The organism is Aeribacillus sp. FSL K6-2833, assembly GCF_037965815.1.
Taxonomy (GTDB): Bacteria; Bacillota; Bacilli; order Bacillales; family Aeribacillaceae; genus Aeribacillus; species Aeribacillus composti.
Map to the genome: position 1 here is coordinate 2,329,434 of NZ_CP150189.1, position 20,397 is coordinate 2,349,830.

Consider the following 20,397-nt stretch of genomic DNA (forward strand, 5'->3'; position numbering starts at 1 on the left):
GTGTCTAACTTTTTGGGTTCAGTTCAAATTTTTGAAAAAAGTTCGCTCTCTTTATTAAGCATGATAAGAGCCTTGACAGATTATGTGCCCTGCTTTTCGCTTAGTGCAAACCTCACAGCACGGTTAATCAACGCCGGCAGCACGGACACATGGCCTTCATCCTCAAATTCTTTAAATTCCACGTGAAAATTGTTTTGATCAAGTCGTAATAGTCGTTCTGCAAGCTCTTTAGCGTTCGCATTCATGCCGCTTTTATGGAATTTTTCCAATTCTCCTACAGTGATTAATAATCGTATATGATGCTTATCATTTTCTAGACTAGAGATAAATTTTTGCTCTGCATCAAGTAGAAGCGATTTATTCCAATGAATGGACGGGCTGCCTGCGATATACGTATTGAAGGCGTACGGCTTTGTAAACAATGTTTGTAATACGAAGAGGCCGCCGAGTGAATGACCAAAAATCGCTTGTCTGTCTTTATCAATTTTGAACCTGCTTTCGATCAGCGGTTTAAGCTCCCCATCAATAAATTGCAAAAACTGTTCCGCTCCGCCATATTCTGGTCTGTCTGTCCCCTCTCGTCTCGAATACAATTCCGAAGCTGGCGGAGTCAGTGTAAAATCATAATAGCGTTCAGGAGAAAACGGTTTTTCGATATGGTAACCGATGCCGACTACTAGTGCTGGAACGATTCCTGTCCTTTCGGGCCGCCTTGATTGGATACGGACTGCCTCAAACATTGTTCCGAATATAGCATTAGCATCCAAGAAATAAATAACTGGAAAGCCTGAAGGAGGAGGAGGCACATCAGGTATACCAAGCAAAATTTTGTATTGCCGATTTTCTTTTGAACGTATTAAAAATTGTTCAGTACTCGGAATGCTAACTTCTCGGCCAGCAGTATCTTTGTCCATCACATCAGCTTGTTTATCTTTTTTCCTATGCATGGTTAAACGCCTCCATATCATTGATTGATATCATCGGGGCAAAAATTACAACCCTCCAAATGAACATTTCAATCTCCTTTCCAAAGCCGACAAACATATGTATTCGCAACTGGTACTCTATTCTCTGACGGGCAAAACGGGCTCTTCCTTCATTAAAACAACCTGATGGGTAGCCGATTTTTTGAATGGATCACCTTCTATGGTTCATAAGACTTTACCTAGTATTTAAGACATTGCTTAGTAATGCCAAAATGGTGCCGAACGATGATTCTCATCTATATGAAAATAATTAGGTCAGATGATGCGGGATGACCTTTGAACTTATGAATCATTTACACAATTCCACGTTTCATTTTTTACTATCTTTAAATAATAAATAAATGAAATAAGGAACACCGATGATGGAAATGACAATCCCGACTGGCAATTCAGCTGGAGAAAAAACAGTTCTGGCAATATAATCGGAGACAATGACCATAAGCATGCCGACCGTTCCGCTGACGGGAATTAGCCAAAAATGATGGATTCCGACCAAACGCTTGGCGATGTGCGGTGCTATCAAACCGACAAATACAATGTTTCCTGCCACAGAGACACAAGCGCTCACAATTCCGATACTGCATAAAAGGAACACATTTTTTTCTTTTTCCGTACGAATTCCCAGTCCTATTGCTCTATCTTCTCCTAATTGAAGCAAGTCGAGTATATACGATTTTTTTATAATAATAGGAACTAATATGACGAGCCAAGGCAAAATAGAGACAATGTATTTCCAATTAGCATTCCATATACTTCCATTCAACCAAACTGTCGCCATTTCAAAATCCTGAGGGTTCATTTTCAAGGATAAAAACATAGACAAGGCCCCAAACCCAAATCCTATTGCAATTCCAACCAAAATCGCACGTTCGGAATCTAGTTTTCCATTTCGCCATGAGAATAAATAAATCAATAGTGCTGAAGCCAGTCCGCCTATCCAACCAAACAGCGGCATTGCCAAAGTTGACAGCCATCCGCTTCCCGTTATTTGCCCTTCAAAAAAGAGCATAAAAATAACGATAGCGGCTCCTGCCCCTGAATTGATTCCTAAAACGCCAGGGTCTGCAAGTCCATTTCTGCTGATCCCCTGTAAGGTTGCACCCGCCACTGCGAAACCAAATCCAATCAATGAAGCTATTAAAATACGGGGCAAGCGAAATTCAAATATGACCAAATCATGCTCAGAATTAGGATCAACCCGCAGCAAAGTCTTTACTATATCGATAACTTGAATATCAAATTCACCGTTTGTTAAGCTGACATATATTGCAGCAAAAATAAAGACTATACTGATCAGCATCACTGTCCAAAATCGTCTCGCCATTTGTTTATGCATATGTTCCTCCTCCTCTCTTGTAAATTAAATAGAGGAAGAAAGGAACTCCGATTAGGGAAGTGACAACTCCAATAGGAGTCTCAAACGGGTAATTCAAAAATCTGCTTAAAATATCGGACAGTGCTAAAAAAATACCTCCAAGTACTCCGGCGCAAGGAATAACCCACCTATAATCGATTCCAATTAAAAATCGGGTTATGTGCGGAATGATTAAACCAACAAATCCAATATTTCCTGCCAAGGCAACAGAAATACCAGTCAAAATGACGGTGCTGGTCATTGCTAACGCTTTGACCAACACCGTTTTCTGTCCTAAACTCACAGAAACTTCTTCACCTAAAGAAAGAATTGTGAGCGATTTGGAAATATAAAGAGCCATTATGATCCCGACAATTGCAAAAGGAATCGCAAGTTTTATTAGAAAGGGATCCATCTGATGCAGCCGGGCATTATACCAAAAACTGATGTTTTGCGATACTTGAAAATACGTTGACAAGGCAGCGGAAATACTGCTGAGAAACGTTCCAATAATAGTTCCGATGATCGCCATTCGAACGGGTGACATTCCGTTTGGCATAAGCGACGCCACGCCGAAGACGAAGCCAACAGCAATGGCTGAACCGAGTAGTGAAAATATTATCATGCTCAAAGATGATGCGTCCGGCATGAAAATCATGCAGAGTGTAATAGCGAAAACCGATCCGTCAGAAACTCCCAAAATCGAAGGGGAGGCAAGATAGTTCCTCGTCATTCCCTGCATGATCGATCCAGATATGGCCAAGAAAATTCCGATTAAAAGTGCTCCAATCGCTCTTGGCAAACGGGAATGTATTACAATTTGGTGATTTACATTTTCCGGATCAAAATGAAAGAACGCCTCCCAAACCGTTTCGAAATTTATATCTTTCGCTCCATAAAGTATAGATAATAGAACTATGAGCACAAACGCAATAGGCGAAGAACATAAAATGAGAATGGATATAGGAATCTTTAAGCGCATATTATGATTCCCGCCCTGCATCATTCATTTGCCAATTTTTCAGTCGCTGCTTTTAAGAATTGAATTTTACTCCATGCTGTACCGCCTTGTGCCAACGGATCCACAACGTTTACGAATACTTTGTCGTTTTTAACTGCATTAATGCTTTTCCAGATCGGATTCTTTTGCAATTCCTCTAGTGCTTTTGGATTCTCTTGGTTCTCATCCTCTGAAAATTGGACAAAGAGATAATCTGGATTCATTTCGCTAAATTTTTCTAACGAAATCACTTCCTGCGCTTTGGCATTTTGGATTTCTTCCGGTACGGTAAATCCTAAATCTTCGTATAACGAAGGGTTGAAAAATATATCTTTCGAATAGATCATAATATTACCGCTTCTAATACGAACGATAGCTACTTTTTTATCTTTGAACTTCTCGCCTATTTGTGCTTTCGCCTTTTCGAGGTCATCTTGATATTCCTTTAAAACTTTTTCTGCTAGATCCTGTTTTCCCGTAAGTTCAGCCAATAATCGCAGGTTATCTTCCCAATTTGTTGATATATGGGAAACCGGGATCGTGACAGCAATTTTCTCTAATTTTTCAATAACGTCTGGTTTAAACTTTGTCGTTGCGAAAATGACATCCGGTTTCAGCTTCAGGATCGATTCAATGTTTGGCTGTGCCTTCTCTCCAATCGAAACGGTTGAAGCTGTAATATCCTTGAACATTTCCGGGAACTTTCCCCCAACCGTGATGCCTCCAGCAGGCTCAACGCCCAATACGAGCGCATCCTCCATCGTTTCCATACTGCCGGTGATTACAATTTTTTCTACGTTTTTAGGAACTGTATATTCTTTGCCGAGGTAATTGATCGTTCTCGTTTCACTTGACTCAGCTTCCTTCTTCTGCTCCGTTTTACTGCTTGAATCTCCCCCTGTGCTGCTGGTTTGTTCCTTATTACCGCCGCAAGCCGCCAATAAAAGAATAATTAGCGTGATAAGTCCATAGTAAAGCAGTTTTCTTTTCATAATATAGAATGTCCTCCTATCATCCAATTGATAATAATTATCATTTTTAATTATAAAAAGTCTTTCTTATATATGACCATGGACAGTATCCAGAATTCTTTTTGGACGATTTCCAGAAAAAAGACTTACCATTTCGTCAATTATTCGTTCATGCGCGCTGGCAGAATACTCCAGCCATGGATCTGAGGAAATGAAATAAACGCGATTATTACGAACTGCACTCAATTCTTGCCATGGCAACGAATATCGCAAAGTTTTCCAATAAGCTAACGTTTCTTCTTCTTGGCGAATTAGCAAGAGAAGCCGATCAGGATCTAATTCAATTAACTGATCTATTGTCATTCGTTCATCGCGGGCTAATTGATTGCAATTATACGCAGATGCCAGCTGCAAATCGTGAAATAAAATATCAGTAATACTCCGATTGCAATGAACATACAAATTCTGTTTGGAAATTCGTAAAATGAGGAAAGTATCGTCCTTCACTTTATTTTTCACCCATTCTCGTGCATGCTTTACTTTTCTGTCATAGTTTTTAAGCCAGTCCTCAGCTTCTTGCGTTTCACCTAAAAATTCAGCTGTCAGCAGCAGCTGTTCCCGCCAATTTTTCTCCTGCCACGGAATATAATAAATTGGAGCAACCCGAGATAATTTTTCTTTCTCCATTTCATCTAGATCATCCGTACTTATGACTACTTCAGGTTTTGCTTGAAGCAGCTTTTCGATGTTCAACTCCCATTTTTGCCCATTCCGATAAGCATTGAGATGGACAGAAATATCTGTACGATACTCCTTATAATAATAAGCGGTCCATTTCGGATGAAGCGGCGCAGCATACGGGATGATTTTAAGAGCCAGCAATTGACCGGTAATGGGAGAGCGATAAGCAGCTATTTTACGGCGTCGTCTTTTCATATAATGTGTTGGTGTAACTCCAACCTGCTTCTTGAATTTGCGGCTAAAATAAAATTCATCGTTGTAGCCGATTTGATGGGCAATATCTTTTAGCTTGGCATGAGACTGTGCCATAAGCTGTTTTGCTTTATTGATCCGCAGCTCTGTCAAATAGTCGATAGCACTAATTCCGTACGTTTTTTTAAATAAATCGACAAAATATTTCGGACTGATTTTTGCGATTGCTGCCAATTGCTCGATGGACAAATTTTCATAATAATAATGGTCCATATAGTCCTTTGCCAGTTCAAGCGCTGCACACGATCCGTTATGTAAAAAAGATCGGCTTTTCAAAATAATATAGAGCAATTTTTGGAAAGTAAACTGACTGCGGAAGCGTTCCAGCTCGTCATCACTATCCCAATATTGAAAGATCGATTTGCACAATGAGGTGAGTTGATCAAAAGGGAACACTTGAATTTCACCTTGCAGAGAAAATAAACGTCCATCTTTCTCATTTACCATGCATTCATACCTTTGATCGGTTGATCGGAACACCTCAAACCTCAACAGGTAGATTTCTGTTTCATCGAGAGCCTGTATTTCACCTCCATAAGTCTCTCCAGGTATACACGCATACACATGATTTTGTTGAATCCGATACTCGGTTGTGCCCAGCGTCAATTGTCCATGTCCGTTCACCACAATGATAAGAACATGTGAGAAGGTTAGCTGTTGCTCAATTTGCAAATTTCCATTCCGTTTTAATAACTCAATATGTCGAAGTCTAAAAGACAAGTCATCTAAAGATAAATTATTCGAAGCCTCTTTCACAACAAAACTATGGCCACTCATCAGCTTCCACCTTCCTAATTAGTTGTATCTTTATGTCAACTAGCATGTTCATTTCTTTTCAAATATTGAAGGAACAGCAAGGAAAATATTTTAACACAAAGATTATAAATGATAATGATTATCATTATTGTTTATAATCATACCAAATTCTTCTCTTTTTTAAAAGTTAAATGACGAGACAGTTCTTTAGTCTTAATGTTTATCACTTTGGACTCAAGAATTCGATTTAGGAAACGCTAAAAACAAATTTGTTTCATATCGAAAAGCGCGAAAAAAAGAATCAACGCGTTGTGGCGTTGATTCACAGATTAGGTTCTTTTGCCAATTTGTTACTGATTGGTCCTTGCAATCATTACGGTTTTCATCACTCATATTTTCGCAATCATTCGCTCCACTTTAACATTTCTTACCCGAAGGATTTGTTAATGTATTATGAAAGAATACACACCAATTTAAATGATGTGTTTCCCTGACAATGCCAAAGCTTCGTTAAGATTAAACCAGCTGCTTTACAGCGCTGAATGTGAAATTCTGCGCGTTTTCCATCACAACTGCCCCAAGACCCTATTGATACTTGTACGGGAAGCAGCCAGTAGAAAAAAGAGTCGTTCAAAGTTTTTTTAGCTCTGAAAGGATTTTTTCTAACTCTGCTTCGTCTAACTTCGGAGCTTCTACACACATTTTTTGGGCTTCCATATATTCATTAAACTCTTTTACTATGTCTTCCGGCGCTCCAGGCTTTAGGTGCCAGTTACCCGGTTCATCAACGAAGAAAGGACTTTTTGTAAATTTAGGTTCTTTACACGTCATTTCATGCGCTCCTTTGGTATTCGTCTAGCGCTCTTTCATAGCTTCACTTATTAGTAGACTAGCATATTTTTTAGATACAGGGGCTTAATTCCTCATAGTTAAGATTAAAACATTGGAAGATTGACGAAAGATGCTGAATTGAGATAGTTTCAATTCCTTATAGTTAAGATAAGACCCCATACAGTCATGCAAAACCTTTCCGCAAGGGGCAGGTTTCAATTCCTCATAGTTAAGATAAGAACGGATATGACTTGGTTCGGGGATCTAGAAAGTCATATCATGTTTCAATTCCTTATAGTTAAGATAAGAACAAGCCATTTTTGTAGCGTGGATTACCCATTGCTTGGTTTCAATTCCTTATAGTTAAGATAAGAACGATGATAGAATTTATATTCGCGTACCAAAAGAAATGTTTCAATTCCTTATAGTTAAGATAAGAACTCAAGCACAACAGTTTTTTCATCCTCATTTATGACGTTTCAATTCCTTATAGTTAAGATAAGAACAACTTCGTTTTCTATCGCTTTGAAGATTTCTCTTTGTTTCAATTCCTTATAGTTAAGATAAGAACCGTTTGTATGATGTCGCTATCAATGCCGGCGATATCGAGAGTTTCAATTCCTTATAGTTAAGATAAGAACGCTTCGCAGTACGCGAAGTTAATAACCACTCAGCCGTTTCAATTCCTTATAGTTAAGATAAGAACACGGCTGGCCGTTGTATGCAGGGTTAGAAGCGCGTGGTTTCAATTCCTTATAGTTAAGATAAGAACAGCCGTTCACAAATATATGGTATCGTTGCTTTTTTAGTTTCAATTCCTTATAGTTAAGATAAGAACTTCCCAGTACCCAGCATTCTCCCACAAATCCCGGTGTTTCAATTCCTTATAGTTAAGATAAGAACTCATTTAGGGCTTGTACAGCCTCTCTGATTTCTTGTTTCAATTCCTTATAGTTAAGATAAGAACCCCAAAAAACGTTGTTAAATAAGCATTTCATTTTTAATGCTTGACTGGTTATTTTTATTTTAACGAAAAGGGGAATTTTTATCAAATCTTTGATTTGCGTGGGCTCAATGGAGATTTAAAAGAGTCGTCGATCCCCTGGGATTTTTGCACGATTGGGGGTCGACGACTCTTTTTTATTTCCGTTTAAAACAGATTTCAAAGTTTGCCTGCCGACAATGAAATCCATGTTTTATCAACTATTTTACCTGACCCATCTGTTTTAATAAAGTAAACATCCGGCTCAGAGTCAGTCAAGACTTTGTGGGAATTTTTTTGGTTCGCTGAAAATAGATGTAAGTCATAGGTTAGCGAACCATTTTTTTGAATTTCATCCGTAAGCGCTTTCGGACTCTCATCCCTTGCCATGACGGACGAATATGTACACCTTTTTTTACCATCCCTTGAATTCAGACAGGGCATGATAGATCGGTGTCCCGGACGATTGCTGTAAATATGGCACGTTATTCCGCGTGATCTCCGGCCAAAGACGGCGGACGCGTTGTTTCGCCTTGTTCACGATCGTCTGTTTGGTGGATGCCGTCGACGCCGTTTCCTCTGCCGGCTGCGACGATTCTTCTCCTAAACGATGTCCGAAAAGACGAATCCCATCCATCCGGGCAATCATTGCCTTGAAAAACGCCCCGAGTCCCTTGTCTGTCCAACTGCGGCGGTATTTCACCCGATACGCCAGCTGGCTCATCACGCTTTCAGCCCTCCCCATCGGATACATGCCCGTTGTGTCCACTCCTTGCTCCTTCAGCCATTCCCGGTAATCACGGATGCATCCCGGCATCGATTCGATCCGGTGGATCAAGGCAGCCAGCTGTTGTTCTTTCGCTTCGTCCCCCAGCGTGCCGAGGGCGCTGTTCAGTTCCACAAGCAGCTTCTCTTCATCCTGCTTCGCCAGCTTTTGCCGAATCGCCTGCCACCGTGGATGGCCCGAGAGGCATTGGCGCAACTCACGCGCCACGTGGAATCGATCCAATTGGAAGCAGACCCGTCCCTTGAAATACTCCCGGAACGCGGTAATCCATGGAGCGCCGTCCCCGTTGATGACAAGAAGATCCCGACACGGATCATAGGCATATTCGTTCATCAAAAATTCCTCGAAGCCTTCCCACACCTCCCCCTTGCCCTCATGGACGTAATGGCGCTGATTCACGAATTCGATCCGTGAGCCGTTGCGCTTCCACCCTTCGTGAACGGTCAGGATTTTGTCTTCCTTGGCCCGTTTTCCCTTCCCTTGGCGAGAGACAAACAGTCCATCGGCCTCCACAAACAGCACCCGTCCATATCGCTGGTCAACCGGGCAGTGCAGCGGAACTTCAGCCTCGAGCACCAACTGGCGGATCGCCTCATGGCTCATCACCGGATACCCGACCATCTGGGCAAGCGTACAAGCCGCTTTGCGATAGGAAGAGCACTCCACAGCCAATCCCACCGCCGTTTCTTCTAGACAAGGGCTGATTGACTGCGATCCATCAAACGCTAAAAAGGAATCAAGCAAAAACGTGTAACGGTTTTGTTCTCGGTCTAAATAGTAGTTTCGCTCAAAGGTAACTTCGCCAAACAAGGTTTGAATCGTGGTGCGTCGTTTGTCTTTCAAGTGGTACCGGCGCTTGTCCCGGGTTTCCGCCAATTGTCGGTCGATGTCCTCCAACAGAGCCGTAAACAGCTCAGCGAAGGCGTTTTGCAGGGCTCGAAACAAATCAAGTTCGATCTCTTTCCATGTCAACGAATTTGTGGTAAGATGTTGTTGAATATTCATGGGACTCTCTCCTCCTGTTTGTGGTGTGGTCAATGAACATCTTACCAGGGAGAGAGTCCTTTTTTCATGTTTCCTGCTTGGGATCCTACCGCGCTTTGCTTGGTGGCCCCGATGAGGGGGATTGCGAACATACGTTCCCAACCCCCTCATCGGGGAATTCTAAGAATTTCTCCCACAAACATTTTACTCACACTCCGGCTCATTTTATATTCTAGGTTTATCCTTCTCATTCAATTGAAGGAAGAGTGAGACCATATTTTTAACGTTTCATTCTGGAAAAATTGGTTTAGGTCTATTCGATCGGTTCCTACGATCTAAAATAAGAACATGATCTGAAAAATGATTGGTAGTTTTTACTTAAAATTCCTTTTTTTCTTTCCGTTTACCAAAAGTTACATATTTTCTCTTATAATGAAACAGAAAGCTGTTCCACATATTGGAATCCATTTCGTTTCAATCGGGGGCATGAAGGCAGTGGATGTCAAGTATATCCCTTCTGAATGGGAAAAGACGAAGAAAGGTATTGGCGATCTGGTCGGTCTCGGTGTATGGGGAAAAGGCATGATTGATAAATTAAAAGATCTAAACGATCTTCTCGAAGACGTTCAAGCAGACATCGCCAAATATGACACAGACGGTGTCATCTCTTTCACCCACACAGACCCAAAAAAACAATATCAACAATTATATGAAGATTATCTGGTCTTGCATCGCTTTAGCAGCCGTGTCGGAGAGATTGTTGACCGCACCATAGATGATCCGTTTTATCAAGAGATCGATGCTTTTGTGGAAGCGATGCACAACTTATCCATATCAAAGATCAAAACGAAAAATCACATTGGCGCCAAAAAAACGGTCGTCACTCCCGGAGCATACGGCACACAACAAACAATCGACGTGCCGAAAGCGGAAGTTGGACTGGAAGATCTGTTCAGTGGCAGCAACTACTATGCTAAGTTGATAGAACGGGAATACGCTTCATGGAAAGAACTGAACCCTAAAGCAAATTTTTCGAAACAAGAATATATACAGAAAGCATTGAATTCCCAAGCTTTCCAGTATGAATCGATCAAAGACGGGCAGATGAACAAAGAGTTTTGGGGACAAATAACGGCACTAACTGTCATAGTAGGCACTTCCTTCATTTGTCCGCCAGCAGGGATGGCATTGGGGGCAGCTTATGGTACACTAGAATTAAGTTCAGCCGTTTCCGGAAAAGACTGGATTTCAGGGAGAGAGTTGAAAACAGACGAACGAGTATTCCGTGGTGTCCTTTCTCCCTTGGATATCGTCCCTGGCGTAAAGGGGCTTTCAACATTCAGCAGCGCCGCCCGTTTTTCCTATCTAAGAGAAGCCAGTGATTTAAAATTATTAGCGACGAAAACGGGTTTGCAGTCCAAATCATCTGTCCGGGATATGGTGGTTCGTGCAGAAAAAGGCATATTCCCCCGCATCAGAAGTGCCAAAGCATGGGCAAAAGAAATCCCGCACCATTTGAAAAACAAAAGCGCAAACAGTGCACTGAAAACCGCCCGGTTCGTAGACAACGCCCTGACCAATCTGAAAAATACAATCCCTGACCGGCAAATGGGATTGGCCATGGAAGGGGTTGGGGACGTTAAAGTTCCGCCCAAAAACACCTATGGATTGGAGAATAAAGTTCGAGCTTATCTGAGTGAGAAGACGGGGTTAAATCTAGGCGAAGGTAAAGCAGGCAACGATGGCGTTGAACTTAGCACTAAGGGTACAGGTAATGATAGTATATTCTCTAAAGGTGCTATGAAGCATATATTCCACGGAGAAGTTAATAAGAAACGTAATACTGTAGGGTATCACCATGAGAGTATGATGGGTGGAAAAATCATTGAGGTGACTGATCCTCCTAATCAGTATGGTGTGTATCGCGCAATAGTAGAAATAGAAGGAAAGGGAAAAAGAGTACCATCAACATTCTTCCCTAAAAATTGGAATAGAGTTCAAGTAGTCGATGCTATCAAACAGGTTTATCAAAATAAGAGATTAATTAAGGATAACTTGTATGAGGGTACATTACCTAATGGTATAAGAATACAAATGAGATTAGATTCCGAGGGTAAAGTTAAGACGGCATATCCGATGTATTAGGGGGGGTATTATGAAATATGAAATTAGTTTTAAGGAGAATGATAAAGGATTGGAAGTAAACGTTCCGAGTTGTATTTCACCTGTAGCAATTCTTCTTATGGGGGATATTCAAAGCAATGGTGAACCGTGGATAAATTTAATACACAAGGTTTTAAAAGGTGAATCTAGCTATGAGGAGTGTACGGGTAATAACTGTACGTTAGAAATTAAAAAGGACATCACCAAAATAATAGATAATTACAGTGAGGACGAAGAAGAATGCATAATTGAAACGATTGAACTAAAAAAAATTATAGAATTATGGGTAAGAAAAATAAACAATATTTGAATAAAATAGTTATGCACCTTGATTGGCTATATGCCTTTCAAGGTTCTTTTTATTATTAATGGTTTCGCTCTTAAAATAACTGAACATTAATTTCAGAGTTTATGATGGTTATACCTACATGGAGTTTGGCTGATATGCATGCTAAAGAGACGGATACCATTAATACCCTTAGATTGGATAAGAGAATCATTTACTGATGGTATTTATAGAACTGTAATTACAGAAGAAAATATTACGTTATATAGAACTTTTGGTGGTGGTGCAAAGGTTAATGGTTCATTTGTAACTACTAGCCCAGCTGGAAATAGAATAAATGCTAAAATTAATACCGCTTTAGTACCGGATTGGAAAAATTCTAGACAATATGAAGCTGTTATAGAAGTACCGAAAGATCAAGTTTTAAATATTGGTAGGGGTGAAAAGCAATATACAAAAACAGGAGCATCATTAAAAGGTGATGGGGATCAAATACTACTACCACAAGGATGGCCATCAGAATGGATAAAGGAAATAAGAGAGGTTCCAAGTAGATAGGAGGAGGGTATAATGGATAATAAAAAGCAGTTAATCCAACAAATAAAAATTGTGTTAAATAATCTTGAACAAGATTATTGTAATGAAATAAAAAGTGGTGTTGATGATGTATAAAATTTTGTGTAAAGCATTTTGCTAGAACAAAAGAAAAAAGGTAGGGTATTCTCTGATTTGGACCACAACACATTCCAGAGAAAGGAGTACCCTACCTATGTCTAAAAGAAGTATACCGAATGTCGACTGGGCAAATCAACTGGAAAATGCCATTCGTCAGTTTGTAAAAGAAAAATTAGAACTGATTATGCGGGAAGAAATCAAAAATTTCCTCGAAATCGAACAGGCTGGAACGCCGAATATGAGAAACGGCTACTATCAGCGAAATCTAGATACACAATATGGCCGGATTGAGGGTCTTTTGGTTCCAAGAGACCGAAACGGGGAATTTTAAACACAGTTGTTTGCCCCTTACCAACGGCACACGGGCTGGCTGGAGGAAGCAATCATTAGGATGTACCAAAGTGGCATGAGCACGCGTGAAATTGGCAAGTTTATCGAACGAATTCTAGGAAGCACCTATTCTCCTGCGACGATCAGCCGGATTACCGATGTCGTGAAGGAAGACATCGAGAAATGGCACGCTCGTCCACTACACCAGCGTTATTCGGTCTTATATTTGGACGGCTTGTACGTGAAACTTCGCCGGGATACGGTAGAGAAAGAAGTTATTTATGTGGTATTGGGGGTGAACGAAGAAGGGTATCGTGAAATTCTTGATTTCTTCGTAGGAGGACAAGAAAGCGCCTATGTATGGCAGGAGATTCTCCAACAGCTCTACAAAAGAGGCGTCAAGGAAGTGCTTCTTGGCGTCTTCGATGGCCTTCCGGGGTTGGAGGAAGCCTTTAAGGCGGTGTATCCGAAAGCCGATGTGCAGCGCTGTGTCGTGCACAAAGTCCGCAACACCCTCAGCCGTGTTCGGAAAAAAGATCAATTCGAAATGGCGGAGGACCTGAAACTCATTTATCGTTCTCCGAATAAAGAAATCGCATTGGAGATGTTTCAACAGTTTCAATCCAAATGGTCTCACAAATACCCAAGGGAAGTCCAATCTTGGGCAAATGAGTTGGATGTCCTTCTCACCTTTATGGACTATCCAAGCAGTATTCGAAGTGTGATTTATACGACCAATGCCATCGAACGAACGATCAAGGAGATTCGGAAACGCCTAAAACCGATGAACAGTTTGAGCAGTTTAGAAGCCGCTGAAAAAGTCGTATATTTGACGATACAGGACTTTAACGAGAAATGGGCAGGGCGAAAGTTGCGAGGATTTGCCGAAGCGCAAGAAGCCCTTCAACGAATGTTTGAAGAACGTTATTGTTAACCAAATATTGTAAATAAACAAAATAAGGGGATTTTCCCTTTCCACACAAGAGACTGAATATTCAGTCTCTTGTGTGAAGGAAACCGGTTCCCTATCCATTCCAAATCCATTTCAGAGATACCCTATCTATCTTACATTACACAAAATTCTTGACGGTACCGTGGTGTTCTTCAACTTATATATAAAAGATATAAGAGTGCATTGGAAATATTAGAGAAAGATAAAGATATTAAAGCAATAAATATTATTGGCAGCATACGGGCTTATTTGGATAGTTATAGTGACTATGAAAATCCGTTATTAGAAGAATTGCATAAATCTGAAAAATTATATAAAGAATTATTAAAAAAGTAGATGTTAACAAGAGTAAGTTTCAAAACTTTAAACCTTGATTGGCAACCGGTATTTCAAGGTTTTTCTTTATTATTTGGGTTAAAAATAATTTGATCAAAGAGCTCATAAAGAAAAGCTTAAAAGAGGCTGTCCAAAAATAAACTGCCCCCTGTCAAATAGACAGTAGAAATAATAAAAATATACCTAAGCGGCTTTAGCTCTATATTCCATGGGGCTAAGGCCGTTTAATCTTTTTTGATACCTTTCATAATGATAAAAGCGGATGTACTCATCCATCGCAAGAGCTAATTCTTCAAATGTCTGATACTTATGTAAATAACACTTCTCGCATTTAAAGCGTTCCCCAAAAAGATTCCATTGGCCCATTATCAATACATCTGCCTACTCTTGACACACTTTGTGTCATCCCTGCTTGGTACGTTAACCATGAGAGGTATATTGGAACCCACGGTCACTATGAATAAGTGGATGCTCTCCATTTAAAAGTGCGGTGGCTTGATCCAACGTTTTGAATACAAGATGATTATGATTGGAATGTCCTAAAACATAGCTAACAATTATAGATCAAGAATAGCACTTAAATAGGCTTTCTTTAATGAACCATATTTTACTGCGACATCTTTTTTTCTTCCTCGTTTGTCTTTCAGCGCTTCTTCTCCACCATTTTCATACTTCTTCACCCATTGATATACTTGTTGATAAGAAACTTCATAAGTCTCTGCTGTTTTGTTATAATCTTTTCCGTTCCCTAAACAATCAAGCACAATTTGTATCCGTTCATTCCAAGTCGTTTTTCTTCCTTTAATCATAGAGCTTGTCTTTCCTTTCGACGTATCCTGTAAATCTCTATGGCTATTATACTTCTTCATCCATCTTTGAAGTATCGATCTACTTGAAATACCATATGTCCTGACAATCTTGTACTGTGAGAACTCACCAGATAAATAATCTTTTACAGCTGCTTCCTTAAAACCTTTCCAAGAATTTGAACGTTCTAAACCCTCTATTCCAAATTCCTCAAATTCATTTATCCATTGCCTTAAAGAATATTTAGTAATTTGATACCTTTTACAAACTTTTGAATAGTACATTCTTGGTTTTCATATGCATGTAAAACTTCAAGTTTGAACTCTGTAGTATATTGCTTATACATAGAAAAACTCCCCTAAGGTAAAACAGATTTTTTATATTTTAATCTGTCTACCTTAAGGGGAGCATATCACTATCTGACTGCCCATCTTAGTTTCAATTCCTTATAGTTAAAATAAAAACTAGTGACGGTGGGTACCGTACGTTTATCGGCGGTTTGTTTCAATTCCTCATAGTTAAGATAAAAACTCTTTCAGCCAGTGATTTTATGCGGTTGCTGTTATGTGTTTCAATTCCTCATAGTTAAGATAAAAACATTTCTACTTTCTGCAATATATAATATCACCCCTTTGTTTCAATTCCTCATAGTTAAGATAAAAACGGTGATTTTTTGTCGGTAGTTCACAGTGTTGTACGCAAGTTTCAATTCCTCATAGTTAAGATAAAAACTTATTATTCATCAGCATCAAACCCTTTTCCTGAACTGTTTCAATTCCTCATAGTTAAGATAAAAACACGACCGGATTCACAGTGAACCCACTTAGAATGCCAGGTTTCAATTCCTCATAGTTAAGATAAAAACCCCAAAAAATGTTGTTAAATAAGCATTTCATTTTTAATGCTTGACTGGTTATTTTTATTTTAACGAAAAGGGGAATTTTTATCAAACCTTTGATTTGCTTGCGCTCAATAAAGAGTTGAAAGAGTCGTCGATCCCCGGGGATTTTTGCACGATTGGGGGTCGACGACTCTTTTTTATTTCCGTTTAAAACAGATTTCAAAGTTTGCCTGCCGACAATGAAATCCATGTTGTATCAACCATTTTACCTGATCCATCTGTTTTAATAAAGTAAACATCCGGCTCATTCCCTTCTCATTCAATTGAAGGAAGAGTGAGACCATATTTTTAACGTTTCATTCTGGAAAAATTGGTTTAGGTCTATTCGATCGGTTCCTATGACCTAAAATAAGAACATGATCTGAAAAATGATTGGTAGTTTTTACTTAAAATTCCCTTTTTTTCTTTCTGTTTACCAAAAGTTTCATATTTTCTCTTATAATGAAACAGAAAGCTGTTCCACATGTTGGAATCCATTTCGTTTCAATCGGAGGCATGAAGGCAGTGGATGTCAAGTATATCCCTTCTGAATGGGAAAAGACGAAGAAAGGTATTGGCGATCTGGTCGGTCTCGGTGTATGGGGCAAAGGCATGATTGATAAATTAAAAGATCTAAACGATCTTCTCGAAGACGTTCAAGCAGACATCGCCAAATATGACACAGATGGTGTCATCTCTTTCACCCACACAGACCGAAAAAAACAATATCAACAATTATATGAAGATTATCTCGTCTTGCACCGCTTTAGCAGCCGTGTCGGAGAAATTGTTGACCGCACCATCGATGATCTGTTTTATCAAGAGATCGATGCTTTTGTGGAAGCGATGCACAACTTATCCATATCAAAGATCAAAACGAAAAATCACATTGGTGCCAAAAAAACAGTTGTCGCTTCCGGAGCATACGGCACACAACAAACAATCGACGTGCCGAAAGCGGAAGTTGGACTGGAAGATCTGTTCAGTGGCAGCAACTACTATGCTAAGTTGATAGAACGGGAATACGTTTCATGGAAAGAACTGAACCCTAAAGCAAATTTTTCGAAACAAGAATATATACAAACAGCATTGAATTCCCAAGCTTTCCAGTATGAATCGATCAAAGATGGGCAGATGAACAAAGAATTTTGGGGACAAATAACGGCACTGGCTGTCATAGTAGGCACTTCCTTCATTTGTCCGCCAGCAGGAATGGCATTGGGGACAGCTTATGGTACACTGGAATTAAGTTCAGCCGTTTCCGGAAAAGACTGGATTTCAGGGAGAGAGTTGAAAACAGACGAACGAGTATTCCGTGGTGTCCTTTCTCCATTGGATATCGTCCCTGGCGTAAAGGGGCTTTTCACATTCAGCAGCGCCGCCCGTTTTTTCCATCTAAGAGAAGCCAGTGATCTAAAATTATTAGCGACGAAAACGGGTTTGCAGTCCAAATCATCTGTCCGGGATATGGTGGTTCGTGCGGAAAAAGGCATATTCCCCCGCATTAGAAATGCTAAAAGCTTGGCAAAAGAAATCCCGCACCATTTGAAAAACAAAAGCGCAAACAGTGCACTGAAAACCGCCCGGTTCGTAGACAACGCCCTGACCAATCTGAAAAATTCAATCCCTGACCGGCAAATGGGATTTGCCATGGAAGGGATTGGGAACGTTAAAGTTCCGGTCGAAAACACCAATGGATTGGAGAATAAAGTTCGAGCTTATCTAAGTGAGAAGACGGGGTTAAATCTAGGCGGAGGTAAAGCAGGCAACGATGGCGTTGAACTTAGCACTAAGGGTACGGGTAAACCTTTACAAAAACATCATTATGCTACTAATAAAAGTAAAAAATATACTCCACAAATAGAGGCTATAACGAAAAAATATGGACTAGATTTGGATGACGTTTGGAATATAGAATTACTACCTCATCAGGGAAGACATCCAAATGCTTATCACGAGTATGTGTTAAGCAATATTAGAACTTTTGATAAAATAGCTAAGGGGGATAAAAGGAAATTTTTAAGATTATTCGAACAATTAAAACAGGAAATTAGAAAGAACCCGGAGATGCTTTATAAAGATTATTGGAGGAAGAAATAATGAGATTTTATAAGTTGCTAATGGATGATAGTGATGATAGAGATGTAGTAGCATACTGTATAGATACAAAGGGATTTGAACAATATGAATTATCGGAAGGTAAGTATATTCATAATTGGAATAGCGAAATCACCTTTTACTTTGACCCTAAAGAAGGAGAAAGATTAACAGATTATTTAGCAAACAATTTAGGGTGGTTTATAGTTTCTGAAAGATTTAAAGCGATTTTAGAGGAAGTAGATGATGGTATACAATATCTGCCTATAAATGTAGTGAATAAAGGTGAAAACAAAATTTTAAAAGGTTTTTCGGTAGCTAACATTTTGAATGTTGTTGATGCATTAAACTTAGAAAATTCAGATTATAGTGTGTTTGAACTTGATGGTGAAAGTATATATAGTATAAAAAAATATGCTTTATGTAAGGAGGCGATACAATCAAAGCATATTATTAAGCTCAAGGGTGATGAAATTCCAATATTCATATCAGAAGAACTTAGAGAATTAATAGTGAAAAATAATATAACAGGATGTGACTTTTTAGAAGTTAAAGTAATCTAAATATAGGTATTTTATACGGGAATAAGGCTCTGACTCATAAGGGTCTAATGGTATTATGTCAAGAAAATAGGACACGTAAAATCGAGAAAAATTTAAATTCCTACTACCGTACTTCGTTTGGTGACCTCTTGAGAAGGAGAACGGTTTGGTAAACACCATTCCCCTTCTCAAGAGGAAAGATGTCCCTTATATCGTAACTTATGGTGAGAAACGTTTCTGCTTTTTGTCTTGCCGATGCATCTTCTCATACTCCATTGGGGACATGTACTCATTAGCGGAATGAATTCGCTCGGCATTATAAAAACACTCAATGTATTCAAAAATCCGTCGCTTCTTCCCTTGTCGTAAAGGTTTCGTGGAAAATGAGTTCTTTTTTCATGATGCTGTGAAACGATTCGGCACATGCGTTGTCATAACAGTTTCCCTTTCGACTCATGCTCGTCTGTATGCCGTATTGCCTCAACATGGCTTGGTATTCATTCGATGCATGCTGGCCCCCTTGGTCCGAATGGTGAATCAGACCAGGTTGAGGACTTCGCTGATGGATGGCCCGGTAACTCCTTTGTCATACGCTCGGAAAGATACCAGCCTACGATTTTACGAGAAAACAAATCCATGATGGAGGCTAAGTACAACCAGCCTTCTTTCGTCCAAATATACGTAATATCCGCCACCCATACTTGATTCGGCTCATCTGCTTCAAACTGCTGATTTAATAAGTTCGGATACACCGGCCAATGATGCTTCGAGTTCGTGGTTGCCTTATATTTTTTCTTTGTTTTTGAACGAATATCACCATCTTTCATGATTCTGGCGACCGTCCTCAACCCCTTGCTTCTGAAGGATTTTTGTGATTTTTGGGCTGCCATACGTTTCTCTTGACTCGATGTGAATCTTTTTGATTTGCTTTTTCAACGCTTCCTGTCTTTTCTTTTGTTGACTTTCTGGGCGTTTGACCCATGTATAATATCCACTTCTTGAAACACCTAGGACTTCGCACATCTTCGCCACACGAAACTCCTTTCTATGCGTATGAATGAATTCATAAATTACTTCTGGTTTTTGGCGAAGATGCTCATGGCCTTTTTTAAGATGGTGTTTTCCTCCTCCAGATCCCGAATGCGCTTTTGAAGTTCACGCTTTTCTTGATCTTCTGGTTTAAGGTTTCCGCTTCCGACAAAACTATGTTCGGCATCTTTTTTATAATCTGCGACCCATTTATGAAGAGTTTTTGGTGAAATATCGAGTTGTCTTGCGATTTGAGCGACCGCCTTTCCTTCCTCGACCACTTATCAAAACGTCTAGCCATTATAGACACTCCCTATGATTGATAGATTTACTGTACATTTCTCTATGTTGCTCTCTTAACTCAAACACTCGTTGTACGGCTTTGGCTTTATCCTCGTCGACTCTTAACTGGACAATAAAATTAAGGTCAAGTAGACTAAACACCAAATTTGGGTATACTGAATTAAGGTACAATTTGAATATAAAGGAGAGACTAGAACAGGATACGTGAAATTTATGGGTAACAACAGAGATGGTAAAACTAAATTTGAGTTTGTAGGTACGAACAATAATAGTGAATTACCACTTATCATACTCAAAGTGGCAAGAAGTTTTGGAAAACTATAAACGGCAAAAACATTCCGATAATCAATTCT

General features: G+C 39.6%; 14 protein-coding genes, 2 pseudogenes and 2 CRISPR repeat arrays. Of the genes and pseudogenes, 7 read left to right on the forward strand and 9 right to left on the reverse strand.

Annotation, left to right across the window (positions count from 1 at the left end; genetic code table 11):
- Positions 1 to 80: 80 nt before the first annotated feature.
- From NSQ94_RS11380 to NSQ94_RS11410, 7 genes are all read right to left on the reverse strand, one after another.
- Entirely contained in the window at positions 81 to 947 is an 867-nt protein-coding gene (locus NSQ94_RS11380) for an alpha/beta hydrolase-fold protein (RefSeq protein ID WP_066248444.1), read from the reverse strand.
- A gap of 349 nt (positions 948 to 1,296) precedes the next feature.
- Entirely contained in the window at positions 1,297 to 2,322 is a 1,026-nt protein-coding gene (locus tag NSQ94_RS11385; protein ID WP_311067198.1) for an iron ABC transporter permease, read from the reverse strand.
- Positions 2,315 to 3,322, reverse strand: a complete 1,008-nt coding sequence (locus NSQ94_RS11390; protein ID WP_339229110.1) for an iron ABC transporter permease — start codon at positions 3,320 to 3,322, stop codon at positions 2,315 to 2,317. Before NSQ94_RS11390 ends, NSQ94_RS11385 begins: the two co-directional genes overlap by 8 nt.
- A gap of 20 nt (positions 3,323 to 3,342) precedes the next feature.
- On the reverse strand, positions 3,343 to 4,332 hold the full coding sequence (locus NSQ94_RS11395) for an ABC transporter substrate-binding protein (protein WP_066248442.1): 990 nt from the start codon (positions 4,330 to 4,332) through the stop codon (positions 3,343 to 3,345).
- A 66-nt stretch (positions 4,333 to 4,398) separates the two neighbouring features.
- Positions 4,399 to 6,081 carry an AraC family transcriptional regulator gene (locus tag NSQ94_RS11400; protein ID WP_339229112.1) on the reverse strand — a complete coding sequence of 561 codons (1,683 nt, stop codon included), beginning with the start codon at positions 6,079 to 6,081 and terminating at the stop codon, positions 4,399 to 4,401.
- Between the two features lie 609 nt (positions 6,082 to 6,690).
- The gene (locus NSQ94_RS11405) at positions 6,691 to 6,891 is read right to left on the reverse strand and encodes a hypothetical protein (RefSeq protein WP_130157852.1); all 201 of its coding nucleotides are present in this window, start codon (positions 6,889 to 6,891) and stop codon (positions 6,691 to 6,693) included.
- Positions 6,892 to 6,972: 81 nt separating this feature from the next.
- A CRISPR array of direct repeats spans positions 6,973 to 7,858; the repeat unit is 30 nt; unit sequence GTTTCAATTCCTTATAGTTAAGATAAGAAC.
- 430 nt (positions 7,859 to 8,288) lie between these two features.
- Positions 8,289 to 9,665 carry an ISLre2 family transposase gene (locus NSQ94_RS11410; RefSeq protein ID WP_339229114.1) on the reverse strand — a complete coding sequence of 459 codons (1,377 nt, stop codon included), beginning with the start codon at positions 9,663 to 9,665 and terminating at the stop codon, positions 8,289 to 8,291.
- A 465-nt stretch (positions 9,666 to 10,130) separates the two neighbouring features.
- Between NSQ94_RS11410 and NSQ94_RS11415 the strand changes: the two genes are divergently transcribed.
- From NSQ94_RS11415 to NSQ94_RS11435, 5 genes and pseudogenes are all read left to right on the forward strand, one after another.
- Entirely contained in the window at positions 10,131 to 11,789 is a 1,659-nt protein-coding gene (locus NSQ94_RS11415; RefSeq protein ID WP_339229116.1) for an EndoU domain-containing protein, read from the forward strand.
- Between the two features lie 10 nt (positions 11,790 to 11,799).
- The gene (locus NSQ94_RS11420; protein ID WP_013877120.1) at positions 11,800 to 12,117 is read left to right on the forward strand and encodes a hypothetical protein; all 318 of its coding nucleotides are present in this window, start codon (positions 11,800 to 11,802) and stop codon (positions 12,115 to 12,117) included.
- Positions 12,118 to 12,255: 138 nt separating this feature from the next.
- A complete protein-coding gene (locus NSQ94_RS11425; RefSeq protein WP_339229118.1) occupies positions 12,256 to 12,651 on the forward strand; it encodes a hypothetical protein in 396 nt (131 codons plus the stop codon).
- A 211-nt stretch (positions 12,652 to 12,862) separates the two neighbouring features.
- Positions 12,863 to 14,032: pseudogene (locus NSQ94_RS11430) on the forward strand (IS256 family transposase).
- A 201-nt stretch (positions 14,033 to 14,233) separates the two neighbouring features.
- A complete protein-coding gene (locus tag NSQ94_RS11435; RefSeq protein WP_339229120.1) occupies positions 14,234 to 14,386 on the forward strand; it encodes a hypothetical protein in 153 nt (50 codons plus the stop codon).
- 557 nt (positions 14,387 to 14,943) lie between these two features.
- Here NSQ94_RS11435 and NSQ94_RS11440 read toward each other — a convergent pair.
- Positions 14,944 to 15,477, reverse strand: coding sequence for a helix-turn-helix domain-containing protein (locus NSQ94_RS11440; RefSeq protein ID WP_339229122.1), 534 nt, complete (start codon positions 15,475 to 15,477; stop codon positions 14,944 to 14,946).
- Positions 15,478 to 15,628: 151 nt separating this feature from the next.
- A CRISPR array of direct repeats spans positions 15,629 to 16,058; the repeat unit is 30 nt; unit sequence GTTTCAATTCCTCATAGTTAAGATAAAAAC.
- Between the two features lie 531 nt (positions 16,059 to 16,589).
- Between NSQ94_RS11440 and NSQ94_RS11445 the strand changes: the two genes are divergently transcribed.
- Together NSQ94_RS11445 and NSQ94_RS11450 are read left to right on the forward strand one after the other, a co-directional pair.
- Positions 16,590 to 18,173 carry an AHH domain-containing protein gene (locus NSQ94_RS11445; protein ID WP_339229124.1) on the forward strand — a complete coding sequence of 528 codons (1,584 nt, stop codon included), beginning with the start codon at positions 16,590 to 16,592 and terminating at the stop codon, positions 18,171 to 18,173.
- Positions 18,173 to 18,733, forward strand: coding sequence for a DUF1629 domain-containing protein (locus tag NSQ94_RS11450; RefSeq protein ID WP_339195165.1), 561 nt, complete (start codon positions 18,173 to 18,175; stop codon positions 18,731 to 18,733). The genes NSQ94_RS11445 and NSQ94_RS11450 overlap by 1 nt, the downstream gene beginning before the upstream one ends.
- Positions 18,734 to 18,931: 198 nt before the next feature.
- On the opposite strand, the pseudogene NSQ94_RS11455 reads toward NSQ94_RS11450, so the two are convergent.
- Positions 18,932 to 20,022, reverse strand: a pseudogene (locus NSQ94_RS11455) (IS3 family transposase).
- Positions 20,023 to 20,397: the final 375 nt, after the last annotated feature.

Coding starts and splice junctions, on each gene's coding strand:
- NSQ94_RS11450 (WP_339195165.1), top strand. CDS start 18,173: ATGAGATTTTATAAGTTGCTAATGGATGATAGTGATGATAGAGATGTA.
- NSQ94_RS11400 (WP_339229112.1), bottom strand. CDS start 6,081: ATGAGTGGCCATAGTTTTGTTGTGAAAGAGGCTTCGAATAATTTATCT.
- NSQ94_RS11425 (WP_339229118.1), top strand. CDS start 12,256: ATGCTAAAGAGACGGATACCATTAATACCCTTAGATTGGATAAGAGAA.
- NSQ94_RS11440 (WP_339229122.1), bottom strand. CDS start 15,477: ATGTACTATTCAAAAGTTTGTAAAAGGTATCAAATTACTAAATATTCT.
- NSQ94_RS11415 (WP_339229116.1), top strand. CDS start 10,131: ATGAAGGCAGTGGATGTCAAGTATATCCCTTCTGAATGGGAAAAGACG.
- NSQ94_RS11445 (WP_339229124.1), top strand. CDS start 16,590: ATGAAGGCAGTGGATGTCAAGTATATCCCTTCTGAATGGGAAAAGACG.
- NSQ94_RS11390 (WP_339229110.1), bottom strand. CDS start 3,322: ATGCGCTTAAAGATTCCTATATCCATTCTCATTTTATGTTCTTCGCCT.
- NSQ94_RS11395 (WP_066248442.1), bottom strand. CDS start 4,332: ATGAAAAGAAAACTGCTTTACTATGGACTTATCACGCTAATTATTCTT.
- NSQ94_RS11385 (WP_311067198.1), bottom strand. CDS start 2,322: ATGCATAAACAAATGGCGAGACGATTTTGGACAGTGATGCTGATCAGT.
- NSQ94_RS11405 (WP_130157852.1), bottom strand. CDS start 6,891: ATGACGTGTAAAGAACCTAAATTTACAAAAAGTCCTTTCTTCGTTGAT.
- NSQ94_RS11420 (WP_013877120.1), top strand. CDS start 11,800: ATGAAATATGAAATTAGTTTTAAGGAGAATGATAAAGGATTGGAAGTA.
- NSQ94_RS11380 (WP_066248444.1), bottom strand. CDS start 947: ATGCATAGGAAAAAAGATAAACAAGCTGATGTGATGGACAAAGATACT.
- NSQ94_RS11410 (WP_339229114.1), bottom strand. CDS start 9,665: ATGAATATTCAACAACATCTTACCACAAATTCGTTGACATGGAAAGAG.